General features: G+C 53.4%; 23 protein-coding genes. 13 read left to right on the top strand and 10 right to left on the bottom strand.

What is annotated here, in order from left to right; genetic code table 11:
* The first annotated feature begins 117 nt into the window (after positions 1-117).
* Together nudK and VH187_RS21620 are read left to right on the top strand one after the other, a co-directional pair.
* Entirely contained in the window at positions 118-693 is a 576-nt protein-coding gene (nudK, locus tag VH187_RS21615) for a GDP-mannose pyrophosphatase NudK (RefSeq protein WP_329703489.1), read from the top strand.
* Positions 694-768: 75 nt separating this feature from the next.
* The gene (locus VH187_RS21620; RefSeq protein WP_329703490.1) at positions 769-1,815 is read left to right on the top strand and encodes a DUF1176 domain-containing protein; all 1,047 of its coding nucleotides are present in this window, start codon (positions 769-771) and stop codon (positions 1,813-1,815) included.
* 121 nt (positions 1,816-1,936) lie between these two features.
* Here the strand turns inward: VH187_RS21620 and tkt are convergent, their stop codons facing one another.
* Both tkt and tal read right to left on the bottom strand, forming a co-directional pair.
* Positions 1,937-3,934, bottom strand: a complete 1,998-nt coding sequence (gene tkt, locus VH187_RS21625) for a transketolase (RefSeq protein WP_329703491.1) — start codon at positions 3,932-3,934, stop codon at positions 1,937-1,939.
* Between the two features lie 21 nt (positions 3,935-3,955).
* On the bottom strand, positions 3,956-4,906 hold the full coding sequence (gene tal, locus VH187_RS21630) for a transaldolase (protein WP_329703492.1): 951 nt from the start codon (positions 4,904-4,906) through the stop codon (positions 3,956-3,958).
* A 274-nt stretch (positions 4,907-5,180) separates the two neighbouring features.
* On the opposite strand from tal, the gene maeB reads away from it, so the two are divergent.
* A complete protein-coding gene (gene maeB / locus VH187_RS21635; protein WP_329703493.1) occupies positions 5,181-7,460 on the top strand; it encodes an NADP-dependent oxaloacetate-decarboxylating malate dehydrogenase in 2,280 nt (759 codons plus the stop codon).
* 34 nt (positions 7,461-7,494) lie between these two features.
* Here the strand turns inward: maeB and hemF are convergent, their stop codons facing one another.
* Together hemF and amiA are read right to left on the bottom strand one after the other, a co-directional pair.
* On the bottom strand, positions 7,495-8,394 hold the full coding sequence (gene hemF / locus VH187_RS21640) for an oxygen-dependent coproporphyrinogen oxidase (protein ID WP_329703494.1): 900 nt from the start codon (positions 8,392-8,394) through the stop codon (positions 7,495-7,497).
* Positions 8,394-9,263 (bottom strand): N-acetylmuramoyl-L-alanine amidase AmiA, encoded by an 870-nt coding sequence (gene amiA, locus VH187_RS21645; RefSeq protein WP_329703495.1) that lies wholly within the window; start codon positions 9,261-9,263, stop codon positions 8,394-8,396. Before amiA ends, hemF begins: the two co-directional genes overlap by 1 nt.
* 213 nt (positions 9,264-9,476) lie before the next feature.
* On the opposite strand from amiA, the gene VH187_RS21650 reads away from it, so the two are divergent.
* The 4 genes from VH187_RS21650 to VH187_RS21665 all read left to right on the top strand — a co-directional run bounded on the left by VH187_RS21650 (position 9,477) and on the right by VH187_RS21665 (position 11,991).
* Positions 9,477-9,902, top strand: coding sequence for a GNAT family acetyltransferase (locus tag VH187_RS21650; protein WP_329703496.1), 426 nt, complete (start codon positions 9,477-9,479; stop codon positions 9,900-9,902).
* A complete protein-coding gene (locus tag VH187_RS21655; protein ID WP_329703497.1) occupies positions 9,889-10,338 on the top strand; it encodes a DUF2919 domain-containing protein in 450 nt (149 codons plus the stop codon). The genes VH187_RS21650 and VH187_RS21655 overlap by 14 nt, the downstream gene beginning before the upstream one ends.
* A 62-nt stretch (positions 10,339-10,400) precedes the next feature.
* Complete coding sequence (locus tag VH187_RS21660; RefSeq protein ID WP_329703498.1) at positions 10,401-10,988, top strand: RpoE-regulated lipoprotein; 588 nt, start codon at positions 10,401-10,403, stop codon at positions 10,986-10,988.
* 103 nt (positions 10,989-11,091) lie between these two features.
* Entirely contained in the window at positions 11,092-11,991 is a 900-nt protein-coding gene (locus VH187_RS21665) for a Dyp-type peroxidase (protein WP_329703499.1), read from the top strand.
* Positions 11,992-12,102: 111 nt separating this feature from the next.
* On the opposite strand, the gene nudI is transcribed toward VH187_RS21665, so the two are convergent.
* On the bottom strand, positions 12,103-12,528 hold the full coding sequence (gene nudI / locus VH187_RS21670; protein WP_329703500.1) for a nucleoside triphosphatase NudI: 426 nt from the start codon (positions 12,526-12,528) through the stop codon (positions 12,103-12,105).
* A gap of 180 nt (positions 12,529-12,708) precedes the next feature.
* Between nudI and cysP the strand changes: the two genes are divergently transcribed.
* The 6 genes from cysP (at position 12,709) to pdxK (ending at position 18,364) form a co-directional block, all read left to right on the top strand.
* The gene (gene cysP, locus VH187_RS21675) at positions 12,709-13,722 is read left to right on the top strand and encodes a thiosulfate ABC transporter substrate-binding protein CysP (protein ID WP_329703501.1); all 1,014 of its coding nucleotides are present in this window, start codon (positions 12,709-12,711) and stop codon (positions 13,720-13,722) included.
* On the top strand, positions 13,722-14,555 hold the full coding sequence (gene cysT, locus VH187_RS21680) for a sulfate/thiosulfate ABC transporter permease CysT (RefSeq protein ID WP_319628066.1): 834 nt from the start codon (positions 13,722-13,724) through the stop codon (positions 14,553-14,555). The genes cysP and cysT overlap by 1 nt, the downstream gene beginning before the upstream one ends.
* Positions 14,555-15,430, top strand: coding sequence for a sulfate/thiosulfate ABC transporter permease CysW (gene cysW / locus VH187_RS21685; RefSeq protein WP_329703502.1), 876 nt, complete (start codon positions 14,555-14,557; stop codon positions 15,428-15,430). Before cysT ends, cysW begins: the two co-directional genes overlap by 1 nt.
* The gene (cysA, locus tag VH187_RS21690) at positions 15,420-16,514 is read left to right on the top strand and encodes a sulfate/thiosulfate ABC transporter ATP-binding protein CysA (RefSeq protein WP_329703503.1); all 1,095 of its coding nucleotides are present in this window, start codon (positions 15,420-15,422) and stop codon (positions 16,512-16,514) included. The genes cysW and cysA overlap by 11 nt, the downstream gene beginning before the upstream one ends.
* Before the next feature lie 96 nt (positions 16,515-16,610).
* A complete protein-coding gene (gene cysM, locus VH187_RS21695) occupies positions 16,611-17,522 on the top strand; it encodes a cysteine synthase CysM (protein WP_329703504.1) in 912 nt (303 codons plus the stop codon).
* A 5-nt stretch (positions 17,523-17,527) separates the two neighbouring features.
* Positions 17,528-18,364, top strand: a complete 837-nt coding sequence (gene pdxK, locus VH187_RS21700) for a pyridoxine/pyridoxal/pyridoxamine kinase (protein WP_329703505.1) — start codon at positions 17,528-17,530, stop codon at positions 18,362-18,364.
* Between the two features lie 63 nt (positions 18,365-18,427).
* On the opposite strand, the gene crr is transcribed toward pdxK, so the two are convergent.
* The 5 genes from crr to cysZ form a co-directional block, all read right to left on the bottom strand.
* Positions 18,428-18,937 carry a PTS glucose transporter subunit IIA gene (gene crr, locus VH187_RS21705; RefSeq protein ID WP_097333298.1) on the bottom strand — a complete coding sequence of 170 codons (510 nt, stop codon included), beginning with the start codon at positions 18,935-18,937 and terminating at the stop codon, positions 18,428-18,430.
* Positions 18,938-18,977: 40 nt separating this feature from the next.
* Positions 18,978-20,705: a phosphoenolpyruvate-protein phosphotransferase PtsI gene (gene ptsI / locus VH187_RS21710; RefSeq protein ID WP_329703506.1), complete on the bottom strand. Its 1,728-nt coding sequence runs from the start codon at positions 20,703-20,705 to the stop codon at positions 18,978-18,980.
* Positions 20,706-20,749: 44 nt separating this feature from the next.
* On the bottom strand, positions 20,750-21,007 hold the full coding sequence (gene ptsH / locus VH187_RS21715; RefSeq protein ID WP_034459025.1) for a phosphocarrier protein Hpr: 258 nt from the start codon (positions 21,005-21,007) through the stop codon (positions 20,750-20,752).
* A 378-nt stretch (positions 21,008-21,385) separates the two neighbouring features.
* The gene (cysK, locus tag VH187_RS21720; RefSeq protein WP_329703507.1) at positions 21,386-22,357 is read right to left on the bottom strand and encodes a cysteine synthase A; all 972 of its coding nucleotides are present in this window, start codon (positions 22,355-22,357) and stop codon (positions 21,386-21,388) included.
* Positions 22,358-22,528: 171 nt separating this feature from the next.
* Entirely contained in the window at positions 22,529-23,284 is a 756-nt protein-coding gene (cysZ, locus tag VH187_RS21725) for a sulfate transporter CysZ (protein WP_329703508.1), read from the bottom strand.
* Positions 23,285-23,433: the final 149 nt, after the last annotated feature.

Here is a 23,433-nt window from a genome sequence, read left to right on the forward strand (position 1 = left end):
TAAATTATCATGCCGCTTTCCTGCATAAGCATACATAACTTTCATCAAACCAGCGTAACGACAAATCGTGTTACGGCGGGTAGACTTGAACGCGAATTCTGACGCTGTGGAGCCGTAATGTCATTTAATATCGAAATCATCAAAGACCAAATCCTGTCGGAAAATTACTTTGTGCTGCGCAACATCACCTACGATTTGACGCGCAACGATGGTGAAGTGGTGCGCCACAAGCGTGAGGTCTACGATCGCGGCAATGGGGCGACGATCCTGCTGTACAACCCGCAGCAGAAAACGGTGGTGCTGGTGCGCCAGTTCCGCGTTGCGACGTGGGTTAATGGCAATACCGATGGCAGACTGATTGAAACCTGCGCCGGGCTGCTTGATGACGACGAACCGGAAGTCTGCATTCGCAAAGAAGCGGTGGAAGAAACCGGCTATCAGGTCGACGAGGTGCGCAAAGTTTTCGAGCTGTATATGTCACCTGGTGGCGTGACCGAACTCGTGCATTTCTTTATCGCTGAATATCACGACAATCTGCGTACAACCGCGGGTGGCGGTGTAGAAGATGAAGATATCGATGTGCTGGAAATGCCGTTTGAGCGCGCACTTGCGATGGTCAAAAATGGCGAGATCCGTGATGGTAAAGCCGTCATCCTGCTGCAATATCTGCAAAACGTCGGTTTAATGGACTAATCCGATTGAGTAAAAGGTGGTCGCCAGGTGAGGATACGCGCAGTAATCGGCGTTTTTCTCTTCTGGGGTCATCTCGTGTCTTACCGTCTGCTTTTCCTTCTGCTGCTGACCGCGTTGTCGTCATCGCTGACGTGGGCTGCGCCTGTGCAACAGGAATTCAGCGACTGGCAGGTCACCTGCAATAATCAGAATTTTTGTACCGCTCGCAACATTGGCCTGCATCACGGGCTGGTGATGACCCTGACCCGCAGCGCGGGCGCGCATAATGATTCCACGTTGCGTATCGAACTGGGCGGCCCGGAAAATCTGCTGCCGAAAATTCCCTCCATCTCGACACGTCTGTTGATCGACGGCTCACCGGTAAAACTGGCGGGTGAACACTGGAAGATTACGCCATGGCGTTTTAGCACGGGTGATAACCAGACGATCACCGCGTTTCTCCAGCATATTCAGGAAGGACAGTTGCTGACGCTGGTTCAGGGAACACAAAGCATTTCCCTGCAAGGGCTGAAAGCGGCGCTGTTGTTTATCGATGATCAGCAGAAACGCGTCGGCAGCGAAACGGCGTGGATAGGCAAGGGCGCTGAACCGCCGCTAAGCGTACCGCCTGCACCCGCGCTGAAATCGGTTGCGAAGGTCAACCCGACACCCACGCCGTTCAGCCATGAAGAGTTCAATGAGCTGCTGGATTATGGCAGTTTGCGCATGAGCAGCAGCCAGTGTTCGCTCGACCCGCTGCGCCGCGAAATTTGGGTCACACCGCTTACCGACGATAAAGCGTTGCTGATGTTGAGTTGTGAATCGGGGGCGTACAACACGATTTATCGCGCATGGCTGGTGACACGGCATAAGCCGTTTGTTGCTCAGGCGGTGCGTTTACGTTTGCCGTTTCAGCCGCCGGACAGCGAAGATCGCGACATAGAGCTTGTCAATCTGACGTTTAACGACAAAACCCGTGAACTGGCAACGCTGGATAAAAGCCGCGGTCAGGGCGATTGTGGCGTGCAAACGCGCTGGCGCTACGATGGTCAGCGCTTCCGTCTGGTGCGCTACGCCGGACAACCGGCCTGCGATAACTGGCAAGGGCCAGATGCCTGGCCCACGCTGTGGATCACGCGCTAATCTCCCTGCCCGATGGCGACGCATTGCGTCTTATCGGGCCTACGTGATGCCGTTGCTGGCATCAGCGCGGTGGTGGTTTTGTAGGCCCGGTCAGGCGCAAGCCGCCACCGGGCGCTGTGCATCATGATTTCCCGAGCACCTTCTTCGCCTTCGCGACAATGTTCTCTACGGTAAAGCCGAAGAACGGGAACAGCTTATCGGCGGGGGCGGATTCGCCGAAGGTGGTCATGCCGACAATCGCACCTTTCAGCCCAACGTATTTGTACCAGTAATCCGCAATCCCGGCTTCGACTGCGACACGAGCAGACACATCCGAAGGCAGAACCGATTCACGATATTCCTCGTCCTGCGCATCAAACACATCGGTTGACGGCAGCGACACCACGCGCACGCTGTGGCCGTCGGCGCGCAGCTTTTCTGCCGCCAGCACGGTGATTTCCAGTTCCGAACCTGTTGCTATCAGAATCAAATCTGGTTTTCCGCCTGCATCTTTCAGCACGTAGCCGCCGCGTGCGATCGCTTTCACCTGATCCGGCGTGCGCTCCATTTGCGCCAGATTTTGACGAGAAAGGATCAGCGCCGTTGGCCCGGTATGGCGTTCAATGGCTGCTTTCCACGCAACCGCCGTCTCAACCTGATCGCAAGGCCGCCAGGTGCTGAAGTTCGGCGTCAGGCGCAGGCTGGCGAGTTGTTCAACCGCCTGGTGCGTCGGGCCATCTTCACCAAGACCAATGGAATCATGGGTGTAGACCATAATTTGCCGTGCTTTCATCAGCGCCGCCATACGCGCCGCGTTGCGGGCATATTCGACAAACATCAGAAATGTAGCGGTGTACGGCACAAAGCCGCCGTGATGGGCTATCCCGTTGGCGATGGCTGTCATGCCAAATTCACGCACACCGTAGTGAATGTAATTTCCGGCGTGATCTTCTTTCAGCGAAACCGAATCTTTCCAGATAGTCAGGTTACTCGGCGCGAGATCCGCTGAACCGCCTAACAGTTCCGGCAGATGCGGACCAAACGCATTCAGCGTGTTTTGCGAGGCTTTACGGCTGGCAATTTTGGCCGGTTCAGACTGCAATTTTTCAATGTACGCTTGCGATGTGTCCTGCCATTCTTCCGGCATTTCACCGCTCATACGGCGCAAAAATTCCGCAGCCAACTCTGGATGCACTTTCTTGTAAGCCGCCAGTTTTTCATTCCAGCCCTGCTGCGCTTTCTCGCCTTTCTGATGCGCGTCCCAGCCCTGATAAATCTCTTTCGGGATTTCAAAGGCCGGGTATTTCCAGCCGAGCTGTTTACGCGCCAGCGCGACTTCTTCTTCGCCGAGCGCCGCGCCGTGCGACTCTTCTTTCCCGGCCTTATTTGGCGAGCCGAAACCAATCACTGTACGACAAATAATCAGCGACGGTTTGTCCTTCACGCCTTGCGCTTCGATGATCGCTTTTTTCACCGCTTCCGGGTCGTGCCCGTCGATTTCATGCACTACGTGCCAATGGTACGCCTCGAAGCGTTTGGCGGTGTCATCGGTAAACCAGCCGTCGGTTTCGCCGTCAATCGAAATGCCGTTGTGATCGTAGAAACCAATCAATTTGCCGAGCCCCAGCGTGCCGGCCAGCGAACACGCTTCGTGCGAAATGCCTTCCATCAGACAGCCATCGCCCATAAATACGTAGGTGAAGTGGTCGACGATGTCATGGTCCGGCTGATTAAACTGCGCCGCCAGCGTGCGTTCGGAAATCGCCATCCCGACGGCGTTTGCCAGCCCTTGCCCTAACGGGCCGGTTGTCGTTTCGATGCCTGGCGTATAACCAATTTCGGGGTGTCCCGGCGTTTTGGAATGGAGTTGGCGGAAGTTTTTTAGCTCTTCCATCGGCAGATCGTAACCGGTCAGGTGTAACAGGCTGTATAGCAGCATCGAGGCGTGACCGTTAGATAAAATAAAGCGGTCGCGATCGTACCAGTGCGGATCGGTCGGGTTATGTTTGAGGAAATCATTCCACAACACTTCGGCAATATCCGCCATCCCCATGGGCGCACCCGGATGACCGGAATTGGCTTTCTGCACGGCGTCCATACTCAGGGCGCGAATCGCGTTGGCAAGCTCTCTACGGGACATATTCATACTCCGTGGCAAAAGTTACAGTTTGGCGGCAAGCAAGTCTTCAAGTTTGCGCTGGTCAACGGCGAACAGGCGAATACCGTCCGCCAGTTTGTCCACCGCCATCGGATCCTGATTATGTTCCCAACGGAATTGCGCTTCCGTGAGCGGAACAGGGCGAGTAAAGGACTGCGCAGTCGGGATCAGTTTGCGTGTGACCGGGGCGTCTTTTTCCTGCAATTCCTTCAGCAGCGGCGGGGCGATGGTCAGCCTGTCACAGCCCGCCAGCGCCAGGATTTGTTCAATACGGCGGAAACTCGCGCCCATCACCACGGTTTCATAGCGATGCTGTTTGAAGTAATCGTAGATATTGCGCACTGATTTCACGCCAGGATCTTCTTCCACCACGTAGGGGTCCATCGGCTCGCGCTGTTGATACCAGTCGTATATACGCCCGACAAACGGGGAAATCAGGAACACGCCAGCTTCGGCGCAGGCGCGTGCCTGAGCAAACGAGAACAGCAGTGTCAAGTTGCAATGAATGCCTTCTTTCTCCAGCACTTCGGCGGCGCGAATACCTTCCCAGGTGGAGGCGAGTTTAATCAGAATTCGCGATTTATCGATTCCTTGCTCGGCATACAGTTCCACCAGATGGCGCGCTTTGGCGATGCTTTTGTCTTTATCGAAGGACAGTCGCGCATCGACTTCGGTAGATACGCGTCCGGGAATGCTTTTCAGAATTTCCGCACCGAAATTAACGGCCAGTTTGTCGCAGGCGTCGATCACCTGCTGTTCGCGGCTGGCCCCCTGCTTTTTGGCGTAGGAGACTGCGTCATCAAGCAGATGACCATAATTCTCAAGCCCGGCGGCTTTTAGCAGCAATGAGGGGTTGGTGGTGGCATCTTCCGGCTGATAGTGGCGAATGGATTCGATATCGCCGCTGTCAGCGACCACGGTGGTGAACTTTTTGATTCCGTCTAGCTGGTTCATGAAAAGAGACTCCTTAGAAAGCAAAGCGTTATACGAGGGAACTCGTGTGCGCTTCGGGGGAATTCAGGTCATGCTTAACTCAAAAGCATAGCAGACGGTCGCCGCCTTGTTTTACGATAGCCCTTAACAAGAGTGTTAAAAATTACTAACAAAATGACGTTTTGTTGACAAGAGTATGGCGGCCTTCAAAGTTTACGAAACCGCGAAAGGGGATACTCAGGGGTTAGCACCGGGAACATTTTTCTCCTAATACGTGACGTGAAAGGAACATCAAATGGATGACCAGTTAAAACAAAGCGCTCTCGATTTCCACGAATTCCCGACTCCGGGAAAAATTCAGGTTTCACCAACCAAGCCGCTTGCCACGCAGCGTGATCTGGCACTGGCCTATTCGCCAGGTGTCGCGGCACCCTGTCTTGAAATCGAAAAAGACCCGCTGGCAGCCTTCAAATACACCGCTCGTGGCAACCTGGTGGCGGTGGTATCGAACGGCACAGCGGTGCTCGGATTAGGTAATATCGGGGCGCTGGCCGGAAAACCGGTGATGGAAGGTAAGGGCGTACTGTTCAAAAAATTTGCCGGGATTGACGTTTTCGACATTGAAGTGGATGAACTCGACCCGGATAAATTTATTAATGTCGTGGCGGCACTCGAACCGACGTTCGGCGGCATTAACCTCGAAGACATCAAAGCGCCAGAATGTTTCTACATCGAGCAGAAACTGCGTGAGCGCATGAAGATCCCGGTTTTCCACGACGATCAGCACGGCACGGCGATCATCAGTACCGCAGCCATCCTTAATGGCCTGCGCGTGGTAGAAAAAAATCTGTCAGACGTGCGCATGGTGGTGTCTGGCGCGGGCGCGGCGGCGATTGCCTGTATGAATCTGCTGGTGGTGCTCGGCATGCAGAAACACAACATCGTGGTCTGCGACTCGAAAGGGGTTATCTACAAAGATCGCGAGCCGAATATGGCGGAAACCAAAGCGGCTTATGCAGTGGATGATGACGGCAAACGAACGCTTGATGACGTGATTGAAGGCGCGGACATTTTCCTCGGCTGTTCTGGCCCGAAAGTGCTGACCCAGGAAATGGTCAAGAAAATGGCACGTGCGCCAATGATTCTGGCGCTGGCGAACCCGGAACCGGAAATTCTGCCACCGCTGGCGAAAGAAGTGCGTCCGGATGCGATCATCTGCACCGGGCGCTCTGACTATCCGAACCAGGTCAACAATGTGCTGTGCTTCCCGTTCATCTTCCGTGGCGCGCTGGACGTTGGCGCGACGGCTATCAACGAAGAGATGAAACTGGCGGCGGTACATGCCATTGCTGAACTGGCACTCGCTGAACAAAGTGAAGTGGTGGCGTCGGCCTATGGCGATCAGGATCTGAGTTTTGGGCCTGACTACATTATTCCAAAACCGTTTGATCCGCGTCTGATTGTGAAAATTGCTCCGGCAGTCGCCAAAGCGGCGATGGATTCCGGTGTGGCGACGCGTCCGATAACCGATTTTGGGGCCTATGAAGAGAAGCTGAGCGAGTTCGTTTATAAAACCAACCTGTTCATGAAGCCGATTTTCTCGCAGGCGCGCAAAGAGCCGAAGCGCGTGGTGCTGGCGGAAGGAGAAGACACTCGCGTGCTGCACGCGACGCAGGAACTGATCACCCTCGGTCTTGCGAAGCCAATTCTGATTGGTCGCCCGAACGTGATTGAAATGCGTTTGCAGAAACTGGGCCTGCAAATGAAGCCGGGCGTCGATTTCGACATTGTGAACAATGAATCCGATCCGCGCTTCAAAGAGTACTGGATGGAGTACTACAACATCATGAAGCGCCGGGGCATCACCCAGGAGCAGGCGCAGCGTCATGTGATCAGCAACACCACGGTGATCGGCGCGATCATGGTTCAGCGCGGTGAAGCGGATGCGCTGATTTGCGGGACCATCGGCGATTATCACGAGCATTTCAGCGTGATTCAGCAGTTGTTTGGCTACCGCGACGGCGTGCATACCGCCGGGGCAATGAACGCGCTGCTGCTGCCAAGCGGTAACACGTTTATCGCCGATACTTACGTCAATGAAGATCCGACCCCGGAACAGTTAGCGGAAATCACGTTGATGGCGGCAGAAACCGTGCGTCGTTTTGGTATCGAACCGCGTGTGGCGCTACTGTCGCATTCTAACTTCGGCTCTTCCAATTGTGCGGCAGCAACCAAAATGCGTAACACCCTCGATCTGGTTCGCGCCAGTGATCCCGATCTGATGATTGATGGTGAAATGCATGGCGATGCGGCGCTGGTGGAAAGTATTCGTCTGGAGCGGATGCCGGACAGCCCGCTGAAAGGCGCGGCGAACATTCTGGTGATGCCGAATATGGAAGCGGCGCGTATCAGCTACAACCTGCTGCGCGTGTCCAGTTCTGAAGGGGTGACGGTTGGGCCTGTGTTGATGGGTGTGGCAAAACCGATACACATTCTGACGCCAATCGCTTCCGTTCGCCGTATCGTGAATATGGTCGCGCTGGCAGTGGTTGAGGCGCAGACACAGCCGTTGTGATGGAAACTGTCGGGCGACGTTTCGCCGCCCGGCGTTAAATCCAGTCTCGTACTTTAATAAACTCACTCAAGGCAGCCTCCGGGCTGCCTTCTTCTGGCTGGTAGTTATACTCCCAGCGCACCAGCGGCGGCATCGACATCAGAATCGACTCCGTGCGCCCTCCGGTCTGTAAACCGAACAACGTGCCGCGATCCCACACAAGATTGAATTCCACATAACGACCCCGGCGATAAAGCTGGAAATCGCGCTCACGCTCGCTGTATTCCAGCGCTTTACGGCGCTCAACAATCGGCAAGTACGCATCGGTAAAACCGTCGCCAACGGCCTGCATAAACGCAAAGCAGTGGTCGAAATCGGGCGTATTGAGATCGTCAAAGAACAGGCCGCCAATGCCGCGTTGCTCGTTGCGATGTTTCAGGAAGAAGTAGTCGTCACACCATTTTTTGTAGCGAGGATAAACGTCTTCGCCGAAGGGAATGCAGAGATCGCGGGCAACGCTGTGCCAGTGCACCGCATCTTGTTCAAAACCGTAGTAGGGCGTTAAATCAAAACCACCGCCAAACCACCATACCGGATCGGCACCCGGTTTCTCAGCGATAAAGAAACGCACGTTCGCGTGGCTGGTGGGGACGAATGGATTACGCGGATGCACAACGAGAGAGACGCCCATCGCTTCAAAGCTGCGACCAGCCAGTTCCGGACGGTGCGCTGTTGCAGACGCAGGCATGGCATCGCCGTAAACATGGCTGAAATTCACGCCAGCTTGTTCAAACACGCCGCCGTCGCGCAGGACACGACTGCGCCCGCCGCCACCGGCTTCACGTTCCCAGCTATCTTCGACAAACGCGTTTCCATCGACCGCTGCGAGCTGCCGGCAGATGCGATCCTGGAGTTCCAGTAAAAAGGCTTTTACTTGCGTGGCATCCGGTTTCATTAACGTCTCTTCACGTGCGCTTTCTGATTATCAAACCAGTTGAAATAACTGATGATGCCGGACGCAATCGCGTTGGCAATTTTCTGGCGAAACGCGCTGGTGCCGAGCAGTTTCTCTTCACCTGGGTTGGTGATAAAAGAGGTTTCCACCAGAACAGACGGGATTGATGGCGATTTGAGCACTACAAACGCGGCCTGTTCAGTGCTGCGGCTATGCAGGCGATGCACCGGTTTAATCTGTTTCAGTATATGCGAGCCGAGCGTCAGGCTGTTCTTAATGGTGTCAGTTTGCACCAGATCGAACAGCACTTGCTGGAGCAGATGATCTTTATCGAGCGCTTTCTTGCCGGCCAGTTCATCGGCGGCGTTTTCTTTATCGGAAAGATACTTCGCCATGGCGCTACTGGCGCCGCGATTGGACAGTGCGAAGACGGATGCTCCGGCGGCACTCGGGTTGGTAAAACCGTCTGCGTGGATCGACATAAACAGGTCGGCTCCGTGCTTATGCGCGATTTCAACGCGATCGTATAACGGAATAAACGTATCGCCGGTTCGCGTCAAGCGGGCTTCGATACCGTGGTTGCGCAGAATTGAACGCACGTTTTTAGCTATCGCCAACACCACGTGTTTTTCTTTTGAGCCGCCGTGACCAATGGCCCCGGTGTCAATGCCGCCGTGGCCTGGGTCGAGCATGACGATGCGCTTTGCTCCGGCCTTTTTCGCCGCAGGTTTACTGTGACCGTTGCTGGTTTTCAGCGTCGCGTCTTTCGCGATGGCTGTGGACATGCCAGACAGCGTCAATGCAGCCAGTCCGGCTTTCAGCACCTGGCGGCGCGATGCAAGTGTCTTAAGGGGTTTAAAAGTGCTCATGCGGCCTGATTTGTAAAAATAAATAATCCATGTGTTATATCGTATCGTCTTTTCCGTTACGACTGTCCGGGATGAGAATTGTTTTACTTTTCATTTCAATACGTGACAATGCAACATTATGCCATTTTTTTGACCGTTATTCGTCAGATATTGGATAATTAGGACGTTCACGCCATAATCACTGTTTTTAAACCTAAAAAGATGGGCAATACCATGGAGATACGCGTTTTTCGCCAGACCGATTTCGAAGAGGTTATTACGCTTTGGGAGCGTTGTGACCTGTTACGCCCATGGAACGACCCGGAAATGGACATTGAACGTAAGCTCAACCATGACGTGAGCCTGTTTCTGGTGGCTGAAGTGAACGGCGAAGTGGTCGGTACAGTAATGGGCGGCTACGATGGTCACCGTGGCTCGGCGTATTATCTCGGTGTGCACCCGGAATACCGTGGGCGCGGTATCGCCAATGCATTGCTCAATCGCCTCGAGAAAAAACTGATTGCCCGCGGCTGCCCGAAATTGCAGATCATGGTGCGGGAAGATAACGAGATGGTTCAGGGCATGTACGAGCGCTTGGGCTACGAACATTCTGATGTCGTGGTGCTCGGTAAACGATTAATTGAAGATGAAGAATACTGATTTTCCACCGTCGGCGTACGATGGTCACGGGCGGCTTCGGCTGCCTTTTCTGTTTTGGTGTGTGTTGTTATTGCAGGCGCGAACCTGGGTTTTATTTGTGATGGCAGGCGCATCGCGCCAGCAGGGCGATACGCTGCTTAATCTGTTTTATCCCGATCACGATAATTTCTGGCTTGGCTTATTGCCAGGCGTGCCTGCGGTTGTGGCCTTTATGCTGAGCGGGCGGCGACATCAGCTACCGCGTTTGTGGCCGCTGATGCGCTGGGTGCTGATTGTCGCGCAATTAGCGCTTCTGCTCTGGCAGCCGCTGTTGTGGTGGCAAGGTGAACCGCTGAGCGGCATCGATCTTACGCTTATCATTTTCGATGGGTTTGCCCTCTGGTGGTTGCTCAGCAATCGCCGTTTACGCGCCTGTTTTTCCCCGCACGAGGATTAATGGCACTTTTCTGTCATTATGGACTCCAACTGGCGTTGTTTTGACATACAAAGGATCCTGGAATGAAATCAATGCGTTTATTGCTCTGTGCGCTGCCTCTGGTCTTAAGCGGCTGTGCCACCGTCAGTTCTGGCTTCAGCTCTGTGCACTGGTCATCGGCGCTGCCGTGGAACTGGTTTGGCTCTTCAATGGAAGTGACTGAGCAGGGCGTTGGCGATTTAACGGCCTCTACGCCGTTAGATGAACAGGCCATTAACGATGCGCTGGACGGCGATTATCGTATCCGTAGCGGAATGAAAACCAGCAACGGCAGTATCGTGAAGTATTTTGAAGCGTTGAAAGATGACAAAGTGGCGCTGGTGGTCAACGGTGAGGCGGGCAGTATCAGCCGGATTGACGTGATGGACAGCGATATCGCCACCGCCGATGGCACCAAAATTGGCACCCATTTCAGCGATGTGTACAGCAAAGCGTTCGGCAACTGTGAGAAAGGCAGTGGTGACGACAGTGCGGGCGTTGAGTGTAAAGCCAAAGACAGCCAGCACATCAGCTACTTGTTCAGCGGCAGTTGGGGCGGTCCGCAGGATTTAATGCCGCCGGATGACTCCCTGAAATTCTGGAAAGTCAGCAAGATTATCTGGCGTCGTTAATTTGCGCATAGACAAGCTGTCGCGCTGAAAAAGCGGGTATAATACGCGCCATCTAAATGCCACGAGTTCGTGGCATCTTTTTTTCAGCAGTTCAGGAGGAGCGATGTCTCAGGTTCAGAGCGGCATTTTGCCGGAACATTGCCGTGCGGCGATTTGGATTGAAGCCAACGTAAAAGGCGACGTCAACGCCCTGCGTGAGTGCAGCAAAGTGTTTGCCGATAAGCTGGCAACCTTTGAAGCGAAATTCCCCGATGCGCATCTGGGGGCCGTGGTGGCGTTCGGTCACGATACCTGGCGTGCATTGAGCGGCGGTGTGGGTGCGGAAGAACTTAAAGATTTCACGCCTTACGGCAAAGGCCTTGCTCCGGCTACTCAACACGACGTGCTGATCCACATTCTTTCTTTGCGCCACGACGTGAATTTTTCCGTCGCTCAGGCTGCTATGGAAGCGTTTGGTAGCGCGATTGAAGTGAAAGAAGAAAACCACGGTTTCCGTTGGGTCGAAGAACGTGATCTCAGCGGTTTCGTTGATGGCACCGAAAACCCGGCAGGCGTTGAGACGCGTCGTGATGTGGCGGTGATTGCCGATGGCGTCGATGCGGGTGGCAGCTACGTGCTTGTTCAGCGTTGGGAGCACAATCTCAAACAGCTGAACCGCATGAGCATTCCTGATCAGGAAATGATGATTGGCCGTACCAAAGTCGCTAACGAAGAAATTGACGGCGATGAGCGTCCGGACACATCGCACCTGACACGTGTCGATCTGAAAGAGAACGGCAAAGGGCTGAAGATTGTTCGCCAGAGCCTGCCGTACGGCACCGCCAGTGGGACGCACGGGTTGTACTTCTGTGCCTACTGCGCGCGCCTGTACAACATCGAACAGCAGTTGTTGAGCATGTTTGGCGATACCGACGGCAAGCGCGATGCAATGTTGCGCTTCACCAAACCGGTGACTGGCGGTTATTACTTTGCGCCGTCGCTTGATAAGCTGTTAGCGCTTTAATTCGACGTTTGTTTTGCCCGGTGGCGCTGCGCTTACCGGGCCTTCAAGACAAGCGTTGGTCAGGCAATTTGTAGGCCGGTGCAAGCGTAGCGCCGCCCGGCAATACGTCGGTTACAACAATCCTTTATCAATAAACGTCTGGCGGGTTGCCACGTTCAAATCATACTCACATAGCTTCTCCGGCCTGACCCACGCAATTTCCTGAAACTCTTCGTTAAACGTCACGTCACGGTTGGCACTGATGCAGTCGAACATCAGGTAAATCATGTAGATCTCTTCTTTCGTGCCGTCGGCGTAGGTTTTGATGCGCGTATCGTCGCGGAAATGCCACGGCGTAATTTTCTCTATTATCAGCTTATCGCCCAGTTCCTCACCAATTTCGCGCAGCAACGCCTGCTCCATGGTTTCACCCGCTTCCATACCGCCGCCGGAAAGCGCCCATTGTCCGGGGAACACGCCCCGGTCATCGGCCATTTTGCACAGCAGATACTCACCGTTGTTTTGAATAATCGGGCAGACAATCGTCCTTTGGCGCATCGGTTCATCCTCTTTAGGTTTTGGTCGAGTGTACCAAACTGTGTGGTCGCTGAACGTCGAAATAGCCTTATTCTGTTTTAAACTTCCAAATCACCAAACGGTATATAAAACCGTTACAGCTTTCATCCCCGTTATAAATATTATGACTGTCGATAGTCATCACATTTATAAGGGTTCGCAATGGCCGTTACATCACTGAAAAAAGGGACACTGGCGCTGACAGCCTTGCTGTTGGCGGCTCAGGCACAGGCGACAGAACTGCTCAACAGTTCCTATGACGTTTCCCGCGAGCTGTTTGCGGCCCTTAATCCTCCCTTCCAGCAACAGTGGGCGAAGGATAACAACGGTGACAAGCTGACCATCAAGCAATCCCATGCTGGTTCTTCCAAACAGGCGCTGGCGATTTTGCAGGGCCTCAAGGCCGATGTGGTCACGTACAATCAGGTGACGGATGTTCAAATCCTGCACGACAAAGGCAATCTGATCCCGGCCAACTGGCAGAGTCGTTTGCCGAACAACAGCTCGCCGTTCTATTCGACGATGGCGTTCCTGGTACGGAAGGGCAATCCGAAGCAGATCCATGACTGGAATGATTTGGTGCGTACCGACGTGCAACTGGTTTTCCCAAATCCGAAAACATCCGGTAATGGTCGTTATACCTATCTGGCGGCCTGGGGCGCAGCGGCTAAGGCTGACGGCGGCGATAACGCTAAAACCGAACAGTTTATGACGCAGTTCCTGAAAAACGTTCAGGTGTTTGATACCGGCGGTCGTGGTGCGACCACTACCTTCGTTGAGCGCGGTCTCGGCGATGTGCTGATCACCTTTGAATCCGAAGTGAACAATATTCGTAAACAATACGCAGACCAGGGTTTTGAAGTCATCGTGCCAAAAACCAACATTCTGGCTGAATTCCCGGTGACGTGGGTGGACAAAAACATCAAAGCCAATGGCACCGAAAAAGCGGCTAAAGATTACCTGACCTGGCTTTACAGCCCACAGGCGCAGACCATCATCACCGATTACTACTACCGTGTGAATAACCCGGCCGTGATGGACAAACTGAAAGATAAATTCCCGCAGACTGACTTGTTCCGCGTGGAAGACCAGTTCGGCTCCTGGCCGCAAGCGATGAAAACCCATTTCGCCAGCGGTGGCGAGCTGGATAAGCTGTTAGCAGCGGGGCATAAGTAATGTTTGCTGTTTCCTCCAGACGCGTGCTGCCGGGCTTTACCTTAAGCCTCGGCACCAGTCTGCTGTTCGTGTGCCTGATTTTACTGCTGCCACTTAGCGCGCTGGTAATGCAGCTGGCGCAGATGAGCTGGGCGCAATACTGGGAGGTCATCACCAATCCTCAGGTGGTGGCGGCCTATAAGGTGACGCTGCTGTCGGCGTTCGTGGCGTCCATTTTCAACGGCGTGTTTGGCCTGCTGATGGCGTGGATCCTGACGCGCTACCGTTTCCCTGGACGTACGCTGCTTGATGCGCTGATGGATTTACCTTTTGCGCTGCCTACCGCGGTGGCGGGTCTGACGCTGGCGTCGTTGTTCTCGGTTAACGGTTTCTACGGCGAATGGCTGGCGAAATTCGATATCAAAGTGACGTACACCTGGCTTGGGATAGCCGTTGCGATGGCGTTCACCAGTATTCCGTTTGTGGTGCGTACTGTTCAGCCTGTGCTCGAAGAGTTGGGGCCAGAATACGAAGAAGCAGCAGAGACATTGGGCGCAACACGTATTCAGAGCTTCCGCAAAGTGGTGTTGCCGGAGCTTTCTCCGGCGCTGCTTGCGGGTGTGGCGCTGTCGTTTACGCGTAGCCTCGGCGAATTTGGCGCAGTGATTTTTATCGCCGGTAATATCGCCTGGAAAACGGAAGTGACGTCGCTGATGATTTTCGTACGTTTGCAGGAGTTTGACTATCCGGCGGCGAGCGCGATTGCCTCGGTGATTCTCGGTGCCTCGCTGCTGTTACTGTTTTCCATCAACACCTTGCAGAGTCGCTTTGGTCGACGTGTGGTAGGTCACTAATGGCGGAAGTCACGCAATTGAAACGCTATGACGCGCCCCGCATCAACTGGGGTAAATGGTTTCTGATTGGCACCGGGATGTTGGTTTCGGCCTTCATCCTGCTGGTGCCGATGATTTATATCTTCGTCCAGGCGTTCAGCAAAGGGCTGATGCCGGTGCTGCATAACCTGGCTGACCCGGACATGCTGCACGCTATCTGGCTGACAGTGATGATCGCGCTGATAACCGTGCCGGTGAATTTGGTGTTTGGCACACTGCTGGCGTGGCTGGTGACGCGCTTTAATTTCCCAGGGCGTCAGCTTTTGTTAACGCTGCTGGATATTCCGTTCGCGGTTTCGCCTGTTGTGGCGGGCCTCGTGTATCTGCTGTTTTACGGTTCGAACGGCCCGCTCGGTGGCTGGCTGGATGAACATAATTTGCAGGTGATGTTTGCCTGGCCGGGCATGGTGCTGGCGACTATTTTCGTTACCTGTCCGTTTGTGGTGCGCGAACTGGTGCCGGTGATGTTGAGCCAGGGCAGTCACGAAGACGAAGCGGCGGTGCTGTTGGGCGCGTCCGGCTGGCAGATGTTCCGTCGCGTGACGCTGCCAAACATTCGCTGGGCGCTGTTGTACGGCGTGGTACTGACCAACGCCCGCGCGATTGGTGAATTTGGTGCAGTATCGGTGGTGTCGGGTTCGATTCGCGGTGAAACGCTGTCGCTGCCGTTGCAGATTGAATTACTGGAGCAGGACTACAACACCGTCGGGTCGTTTACCGCCGCAGCCCTGCTGACATTAATGGCGATTGTGACCCTGTTTTTGAAGAGTGCGGTGCAGTGGCGCCTGGAAAACCAGGAAAAACGCGCGCATCAGGAGAAGCATCATGAGCATTGAGATTGCCAGCATTAAGAAATCGTTTGGGCGCACCCAGGTGCTGAATGATATCTCCCTGGATATTCCGTCCGGGCAGATGGTGGCGCTGCTGGGACCGTCCGGTTCCGGTAAAACCACACTGCTGCGCATTATCGCCGGGCTGGAGCACCAGACCAGCGGACAGATTCGCTTTCAGGGTACTGACGTCAGCCGTTTGCATGCCCGCGATCGTAAAGTCGGTTTTGTCTTCCAGCATTACGCGCTGTTCCGTCACATGACGGTGTTCGACAACATCGCCTTTGGTCTGACGGTGCTGCCGCGTCGCGAGCGTCCTAATGCGACTCAAATCAAAGCCAAAGTGACGAAATTACTGGAAATGGTTCAACTGGCACATTTGGCAGACCGTTTCCCTGCGCAGCTTTCAGGTGGACAAAAACAGCGCGTGGCGCTGGCCCGTGCACTGGCGGTTGAACCGCAAATTCTGCTGCTCGATGAACCCTTTGGTGCACTCGATGCGCAGGTGCGTAAAGAGCTGCGTCGCTGGCTGCGTCAGTTACACGAAGAACTGAAATTCACCAGCGTGTTCGTGACCCACGATCAGGAAGAGGCGATGGAAGTCGCCGATCGCGTGGTGGTGATGAGTCAGGGCAATATCGAACAGGTCGACGTGCCAGAACAAGTGTGGCGTGAACCCGCGACCCGCTTCGTGCTGGAATTTATGGGCGAGGTTAATCGCCTGCAAGGCACCGTTCGCGGTGGACAGTTCCACGTCGGCGCGCACCGTTGGCCGCTCGGCTACACGCCAGCGCATCAAGGGCCGGTGGATTTGTTCCTGCGTCCCTGGGAAATCGATGTCAGTCGTCGCACCAGTCTGGATTCACCGCTGCCGGTACAAGTGCTGGAAGCCAGTCCAAAAGGCCATTACACCCAATTGGTCGTGCAGCCGCTCGGTTGGTACGATGAAGCGCTGACTGTCGTCATGCGTGGTGACGATGCGCCACAACGCGGAGATCGTCTGTTCGTGGGTCTGCAACATGCTCGTCTTTATAACGGCAAAGCGCGCATTGAAAACCGCGAGGAGCTTGCTCTGGCGGAGTCTGCCTGATAGCTTAAAAAAACAGACTCGTTATCACGACAACAAATCGAATTTTGTAGGCCGGGGAAGCGAAACGCACCCGGCCTTTTTATTGGGCAGAACAGCGTGAATACATTAGAACACACCATCGGCAACACGCCGTTAGTTAAGCTCCAGCGCCTCACGCCAGACAATGGCAGTGAAATCTGGGTCAAGCTTGAAGGGAATAACCCTGCAGGGTCAGTGAAAGATCGTGCCGCACTGTCGATGATTGTGCAGGCGGAAAAGCGCGGCGAGATTAAACCGGGCGATGTGCTGATTGAAGCCACGAGCGGCAATACCGGCATTGCGCTGGCGATGATTGCTGCGCTGAAAGGCTATCGCATGAAGTTGTTGATGCCTGACAATATGAGCCAGGAACGCCGGGCGGCAATGCGCGCTTACGGCGCTGAACTTATCCTTGTGAGTAAAGAGCAGGGCATGGAAGGCGCGCGTGATTTAGCGCTGGAAATGGCTGAGCGCGGCGAAGGCAAACTTCTCGACCAGTTCAACAACCCCGATAACCCTTACGCGCATTACACCACTACCGGGCCGGAAATCTGGCAGCAAACGGACGAACGCATCACCCATTTCGTTTCCAGTATGGGCACAACGGGCACCATTACCGGTGTGTCGCGTTTTCTGCGTGAGCAGGCGAAAGCGGTGACGATTGTGGGTTTACAGCCGGAAGAGGGCAGCAGCATTCCGGGGATCCGTCGCTGGCCTGCGGAATATATGCCGGGCATTTTTAATGCTGCGCTGGTGGACGAAGTGATGGATATCCATCAACGTGAAGCGGAAAATACCATGCGTGAACTGGCCGTGCGGGAAGGCATTTTCTGCGGCGTGAGTTCCGGTGGTGCGGTTGCCGGTGCGATTCGGGTGGCGAAGGCCAATCCGGAGGCGGTGGTCGTGGCGATTATCTGCGATCGCGGCGATCGCTATTTGTCGACAGGCGTGTTCGGTGAAGAGAGTTACAGTCAGGGAGCGGGGATCTAACGGTCATGGAGATGATTTTATTCCGGGATAAAACCCGAGCGCAGCAGGCTGATATCGTAGCTGTGCAGTCTCAGGTGGTGTATGGCAGCGTGGGCAACAGCGTCGCGGTGCCGAATATCAAACAGCATAATCTGAACGTGTTGGCCGTGCCGACGGTGTTGTTCAGCAATACGCCGCATTACGATACCTTCTACGGCGGGGTGATCCCCGATGACTGGTTCAGCGGCTATCTGCGTGCGCTGGAAGAGCGCGACGCATTACGCGAGCTTAAAGCCGTGACAACGGGTTATATGGGCAGTGCCAGCCAGATTGCGATTCTGGCGCAGTGGCTCAAAGCGATGCAGGAAAAACACCCACAGATGATGATTCTGGTGGATCCGGTTATCGGCGATACCGACAGCGGCGTGTACGTCAAACCAGAAATTCCGGCAGCCTACTGTGAGCATTTACTGCCCTTGGCGCACGGAATTACGCCTAACGTGTTTGAGCTTGGCGTGCTGAGCGGCAAACCGTGCAGCACACTGGATGAAGCGATTATTGCTGCAAAAGGTCTGCTTTCAGACACGCTCAAATGGGTGGCAATCACCAGTGCGCCGGTTTCGGACGATAACGACATTCATGTGGTGTTGGTCACCGCAGATAGCGTGGATATTAGCGGCTGGCCGCGAGTCGCGACGGATTTAAAAGGCACGGGTGATTTGTTCTGTTCTGAGCTGATAAGCTCCGTTGTACAGGGAAAAACCTTACAGGAATCGGTGCATGCGGCCGGAAGCCGGGTGGTTGAGGTGATGGGGTATACGCTTGAAAAAGGTTACGACGAGCTGATTCTACCGCCACGATAACAGCCAACAGCAGAAACAAAAATGGCGCCCGAAGGCGCCATTTTTCTATCCATGCAGCATCAATTATTTTTTGATGCGGATAACTGGAGTTTCACCCACAGTCACGCTGCCGGACAGTTTGATCAGTTCTTTGATTTCGTCCATGTTGGAGATAACAACCGGAGTCAGGGTAGACTTGGCTTTCTCTTCCAGCAGTGGCAGATCGAACTCGATTACCGTGTCGCCAACTTTAACGCGCTGGCCTTCTTCTGCGATACGTTTGAAACCTTCGCCTTTCAGTTCAACGGTGTCGATACCGAAGTGAACGAACAGCTCAATACCACTGTCGGACTCGATAGAGAACGCGTGGTTGGTTTCAAAAATTTTACCGATAGTGCCGTCAACCGGCGCAACCATTTTGTTGCCGGTCGGTTTGATAGCAATGCCATCGCCCACGATTTTCTCAGCAAAAACAACATCCGGCACGTCTTCGATATTGACGATCTCGCCAGAGAGCGGAGCTATAATCTCAATAGTTCCGGTGTCTTTCTTATCATCAGAAACCAGAGATTTCAGTTTATCGAACAAACCCATGATCTTCTCCTAAGCAGTAATTTGGGCCGCATCTCGTGGATTAGCAGATTGTTTTTTCTTCAATGAACTTGTTCACCAACGTCATTAAATCGTCTGTCGTTGGTTGCGCAAGAGCTTGTTCTGCTAAAACCTTCGCATCTTCGAAGTTCGTGTTACGGATAATCTTCTTAATGCGCGGGATGGAAATGGCGCTCATAGAGAATTCGTCCAGACCCATACCCAGCAACAGAAGTGTAGCACGTTCATCGCCTGCAAGCTCACCACACATGCCAGTCCACTTGCCTTCAGCATGAGAAGCATCAATAACTTGCTTGATCAAGGTGAGGACAGACGGTGACATTGGCTGGTAGAGATGCGAGATCATATCATTACCACGGTCAACTGCCAGAGTGTACTGCGTTAAATCATTGGTTCCGATACTAAAGAAGTCAACTTCTTTGGCCAAATGACGTGCAATGGTCGCCGCGGCTGGTGTTTCCACCATCACGCCGATTTCAATTGTTTCGTCAAAGGCTTTACCTTCGTCACGCAGTTCCTGTTTGTAGATTTCGATCTCTTTTTTCAGTGCACGCACTTCTTCAACAGAGATGATCATCGGGAACATGATGCGAAGTTTACCGAAAGCGGATGCACGCAGGATAGCGCGAACCTGATCACGCAGGATCTCTTTACGATCCATTGCGATACGAATGGCACGCCAGCCCAGGAACGGGTTCTCTTCTTTCGGAAAGTTCATGTACGGCAGCTCTTTATCGCCACCGATGTCCATGGTACGGACGATCACCGCCTGAGAGCCACAGGCCTCAGCAACGGCTTTATACGCAGCAAACTGTTCTTCTTCAGTTGGCAGCGAGTCACGGTCCATGAACAGGAATTCTGTACGATACAGGCCGACACCTTCTGCGCCGTTGCGCTCTGCACCGTCGATATCACGAACAGTACCGATGTTGGCACAGACTTCAACCTGATGACCGTCGAGCGTGATCGCTGGCAGGTCTTTCAGTTTTGCCAGTTCTGCTTTCTCTTCAGCAACCTGAGTCTGAATCTTACGCAGGGCTTCGATCTCGTCGTTAGTCGGGTTAACGTAGACTTTGTTGTTAACCGCATCGAGGATCAGGTAGTCGTCATTTTTGACTTCAGAGGTCACGCTACCGGTGCCCACAATCGCTGGCAGTTCAAGGGAACGCGCCATGATGGAGGTGTGGGAGGTACGGCCACCAATGTCAGTGATGAAACCCAGCACCTTGTTCAGGTTCAGCTGTGCGGTTTCAGATGGCGTCAGATCTTTAGCGACCAGGATAACTTCGTCCTGGATGGAGCTGAGATCGATAATTGCCAGACCTAGGATGTTGCGCATCAGGCGCTTACCGATGTCACGTACGTCAGCCGCACGTTCTTTCAGATATTCATCATCCAGCTCTTCGAGAGCAGTCGCCTGACCTTCGATAATCTCATGGGCTGCTGCATCAGCAGTCATGTGCTTATCTTTAATCAGGGCTATGATTTCCTGCTCCAGCTCCTCATCTTCCAGCAACATAATGTGGCCTTCGAAGATGGCTTCTTTTTCTTCGCCGAACGTTTCGCCAGCTTTCGTTTTAATCGCTTCCAGCTGCGCGGACGCCTTAGCGCGACCACTCAGAAAGCGTTCAACTTCCTGGTCGACGCTATCGGCAGAAATTTTCTTCCGGTCGATGACAATTTCATCTTCTTTCAGCAGCAATGCTTTGCCGAAAGCGATACCCGGGGATGCTAAAATGCCTGAAATCATAACCCTACCTTACTTGTGACTGATTTTAAAAAGAACTCGTGAACTTACTCGAGTTCAGCCATCAGTTTAACCAGATGCTCAACTGCTTTCTGATCGTCTTCGCCTTCTGCAGAAATGGTCACTACGGTGCCCTGAGTCAGACCCAGAGTCTGCAGTTTGAACAGGCTTTTAGCGCTGGCGCTTTTACCGTTGGAGGTCACGGTGATCTCAGAAGTGAAGCCTTTAGCTTCTTTAACAAACTGAGCGGCAGGGCGAGTGTGCAGACCGTTCGGAGCGGTAATGGTAACTTCTTGCTGGAACATTATATTTCCCCAACTTATAGGTTTAGTGTTGTGGAACTAAAGTCTAGCCTGGCGGCTTTACTTTAGCCTGTATTGATTAGCGCCGGCGGATACGAAACGACTCAGAAGGTCTGACGCGATCCTGGCAGGCACTTCTGGCCGGTGACGTTTAGCTCGTCATTAAACATTATGCAGCGAAAGCAAGACTTGAACCAAATCATTAAATCGATTCAGCAAAGGGAAATCCTGAACTGAATAATTTCGCGCATCAAAATAAATGTGATGGTTAAATACCAGACCCAACCAGGGGAAGCAATGCCAGGTGGGCTAAAAGTATGACCTGTGCCACAAAAAAGCACCCTATCGGGTGCTTTTTTAGTCAACTTTTTACATTTGGCATTACTGTTGCAATTCTTTCTCAGTGAAGAGATCGGCAAATAATGCGGTGCTTAAGTAACGTTCACCCGAAGAGGGTAGGATAACCACAATATTCTTATTGGTAAAGGTTTCATCTTCCTGCAGCTTCAGGGCTGCAGCGACCGCCGCACCTGATGAAATCCCAGCCAGAATGCCTTCTTCTTCCATCAGACGACGTGCGGTAGAGATGGCTTCTTCGTTGGTGATAGCCACCACTTTATCAATCAGTTTCAGGTCGAGGTTACCCGGAATGAAGCCCGCGCCGATACCCTGAATTTTATGGGGACCCGGTTTGATCTCCTCACCCGCCAGCGCCTGAGCGATAACAGGCGAATCAGTTGGTTCGACCGCGACGCTAATCAAGTCGGTTTTGCCTTTTGTGCCTTTAATATAACGAGTCACACCCGTCAGCGTACCGCCTGTACCCACGCCTGCGATAAACACGTCTACCTGACCATCGGTGTCTTCCCAGATTTCGGGTCCGGTGGTTTTTTCGTGGATCTCAGGGTTTGCCGGGTTACTAAACTGCTGCAACAGCAGGAATTTCTCCGGGTTATCCGCCACAATTTCTTCGGCTTTCTGAATAGCACCTTTCATGCCTTTCGCGCCTTCGGTCAGCACCAGATTGGCACCCAGCGCCTTCAGCAGCTTGCGACGTTCAACGCTCATGGTCTCTGGCATGGTCAGCGTTAGCTTATAACCACGTGCAGCAGCCACATAAGCCAGTGCAATACCGGTGTTACCGCTGGTCGGTTCAACCAGTTCGATGCCCGGTTTTAGCATGCCACGTTTCTCGGCATCCCAAATCATATTGGCACCGATACGGCACTTGACGCTGAAGCTAGGGTTACGTGATTCCACCTTCGCGAGGATGCGTCCATTACCGATGCGGTTCAGACGAACCAGTGGCGTATGACCGATTGTCAGCGAGTTATCTTCAAAAATCTTACTCATGGCCCGTCCTTAACTGTATGAAATTTGGGAACGACACCAGCATACGCAGATGGTCATGATGCGGAAGGAAGGTTTTCGCATAACGATATGCTGATGTGAAATAAAGGTTATCAGTATGGAATAAGGGGCGGCATTTACCACCCCGGATTTACTTTTATATACAGAAGACAATCACTTCCACATCGCGTGTTTGTCGCGGTAGCAATCGACCCACATGGCGGTTGCGCCGCAAATGGCAACAGGCAGAATCACGAGATTGAGGAATGGGATCATAGTGAACAGACTGGTAAGCGCACCAAACTGCATGTTAGTGACTTTGCGGGCGCGTAACGCTTCACGCATCGTTTTAAACGGCACTTTGTGGTTATCGAACGGGTAATCGCAGTACTGGATAGCCATCATCCAGGCGCTGAACAGGAACCACAGCACCGGGGCAACGGTTTGACCGATACCTGGGATGAAATAGAGCACCAGCAGAAGCAGGGCTCGCGGTAAATACCACGCCAGTTTCTGCCATTCGCGCTTCATGATGCGCGGCACGTCTTTCATCACGTCCAGTACGCCTGTATCGGGCGGCGTTGCGCCTGTCAGTCGGGCTTCGAGTTGTTCGGCAAGCAAGCCGCTGAACGGGGCGGCAATCCAGTTGGTGATAGTTGAGAAGAAGTAGCCAAAGACCAACAGCACAGAGAGGACGACAATCGGCCAAAGCAAATAGCTTAACCATTGCAGCCAGTCAGGCACGCGGCTCATCAGGGCAGGGATCCAATTTCCGAGTTCGCTGAACAGCCACCAGAAAGCACCACCCATCAGGATGATGTTGACCAGTAATGGCAGGAAAACGTAACGGCGAATCCCGGGCAGGCTTATTAGCTTCCAGCCCTGAGAAAAGTAGTAGACCCCACTACGAGGTGCAGAGGATGAAACCATGGTCAGGTGATACTCCTTTTATAAAAGTCCTGGTTGTTACGCGACTATATTATCGACATGTTTAGTGAGATCCAGTTCGGAAATGTTCGAAAAAACAGCAAAAAGCACGTTTTGGCTCATCTTTATGCTCCGATTTCCTGGTACGCACT

Source organism: Scandinavium sp. (genome assembly GCF_036271055.1).
Taxonomy (GTDB): Bacteria; Pseudomonadota; Gammaproteobacteria; order Enterobacterales; family Enterobacteriaceae; genus Scandinavium.

What these genes read in the sequence shown, in the direction of transcription:
- nudK (WP_329703489.1), top strand. Translation starts at nt 118, where the DNA reads ATGTCATTTAATATCGAAATCATCAAAGACCAAATCCTGTCGGAAAAT.
- tkt (WP_329703491.1), bottom strand. Translation starts at nt 3,934, where the DNA reads ATGTCCCGTAGAGAGCTTGCCAACGCGATTCGCGCCCTGAGTATGGAC.
- tal (WP_329703492.1), bottom strand. Translation starts at nt 4,906, where the DNA reads ATGAACCAGCTAGACGGAATCAAAAAGTTCACCACCGTGGTCGCTGAC.
- maeB (WP_329703493.1), top strand. Translation starts at nt 5,181, where the DNA reads ATGGATGACCAGTTAAAACAAAGCGCTCTCGATTTCCACGAATTCCCG.
- hemF (WP_329703494.1), bottom strand. Translation starts at nt 8,394, where the DNA reads ATGAAACCGGATGCCACGCAAGTAAAAGCCTTTTTACTGGAACTCCAG.
- amiA (WP_329703495.1), bottom strand. Translation starts at nt 9,263, where the DNA reads ATGAGCACTTTTAAACCCCTTAAGACACTTGCATCGCGCCGCCAGGTG.
- VH187_RS21650 (WP_329703496.1), top strand. Translation starts at nt 9,477, where the DNA reads ATGGAGATACGCGTTTTTCGCCAGACCGATTTCGAAGAGGTTATTACG.
- VH187_RS21655 (WP_329703497.1), top strand. Translation starts at nt 9,889, where the DNA reads ATGAAGAATACTGATTTTCCACCGTCGGCGTACGATGGTCACGGGCGG.
- VH187_RS21660 (WP_329703498.1), top strand. Translation starts at nt 10,401, where the DNA reads ATGAAATCAATGCGTTTATTGCTCTGTGCGCTGCCTCTGGTCTTAAGC.
- VH187_RS21665 (WP_329703499.1), top strand. Translation starts at nt 11,092, where the DNA reads ATGTCTCAGGTTCAGAGCGGCATTTTGCCGGAACATTGCCGTGCGGCG.
- nudI (WP_329703500.1), bottom strand. Translation starts at nt 12,528, where the DNA reads ATGCGCCAAAGGACGATTGTCTGCCCGATTATTCAAAACAACGGTGAG.
- cysP (WP_329703501.1), top strand. Translation starts at nt 12,709, where the DNA reads ATGGCCGTTACATCACTGAAAAAAGGGACACTGGCGCTGACAGCCTTG.
- cysT (WP_319628066.1), top strand. Translation starts at nt 13,722, where the DNA reads ATGTTTGCTGTTTCCTCCAGACGCGTGCTGCCGGGCTTTACCTTAAGC.
- cysW (WP_329703502.1), top strand. Translation starts at nt 14,555, where the DNA reads ATGGCGGAAGTCACGCAATTGAAACGCTATGACGCGCCCCGCATCAAC.
- cysA (WP_329703503.1), top strand. Translation starts at nt 15,420, where the DNA reads ATGAGCATTGAGATTGCCAGCATTAAGAAATCGTTTGGGCGCACCCAG.
- pdxK (WP_329703505.1), top strand. Translation starts at nt 17,528, where the DNA reads ATGGAGATGATTTTATTCCGGGATAAAACCCGAGCGCAGCAGGCTGAT.
- crr (WP_097333298.1), bottom strand. Translation starts at nt 18,937, where the DNA reads ATGGGTTTGTTCGATAAACTGAAATCTCTGGTTTCTGATGATAAGAAA.
- ptsI (WP_329703506.1), bottom strand. Translation starts at nt 20,705, where the DNA reads ATGATTTCAGGCATTTTAGCATCCCCGGGTATCGCTTTCGGCAAAGCA.
- ptsH (WP_034459025.1), bottom strand. Translation starts at nt 21,007, where the DNA reads ATGTTCCAGCAAGAAGTTACCATTACCGCTCCGAACGGTCTGCACACT.
- cysK (WP_329703507.1), bottom strand. Translation starts at nt 22,357, where the DNA reads ATGAGTAAGATTTTTGAAGATAACTCGCTGACAATCGGTCATACGCCA.
- cysZ (WP_329703508.1), bottom strand. Translation starts at nt 23,284, where the DNA reads ATGGTTTCATCCTCTGCACCTCGTAGTGGGGTCTACTACTTTTCTCAG.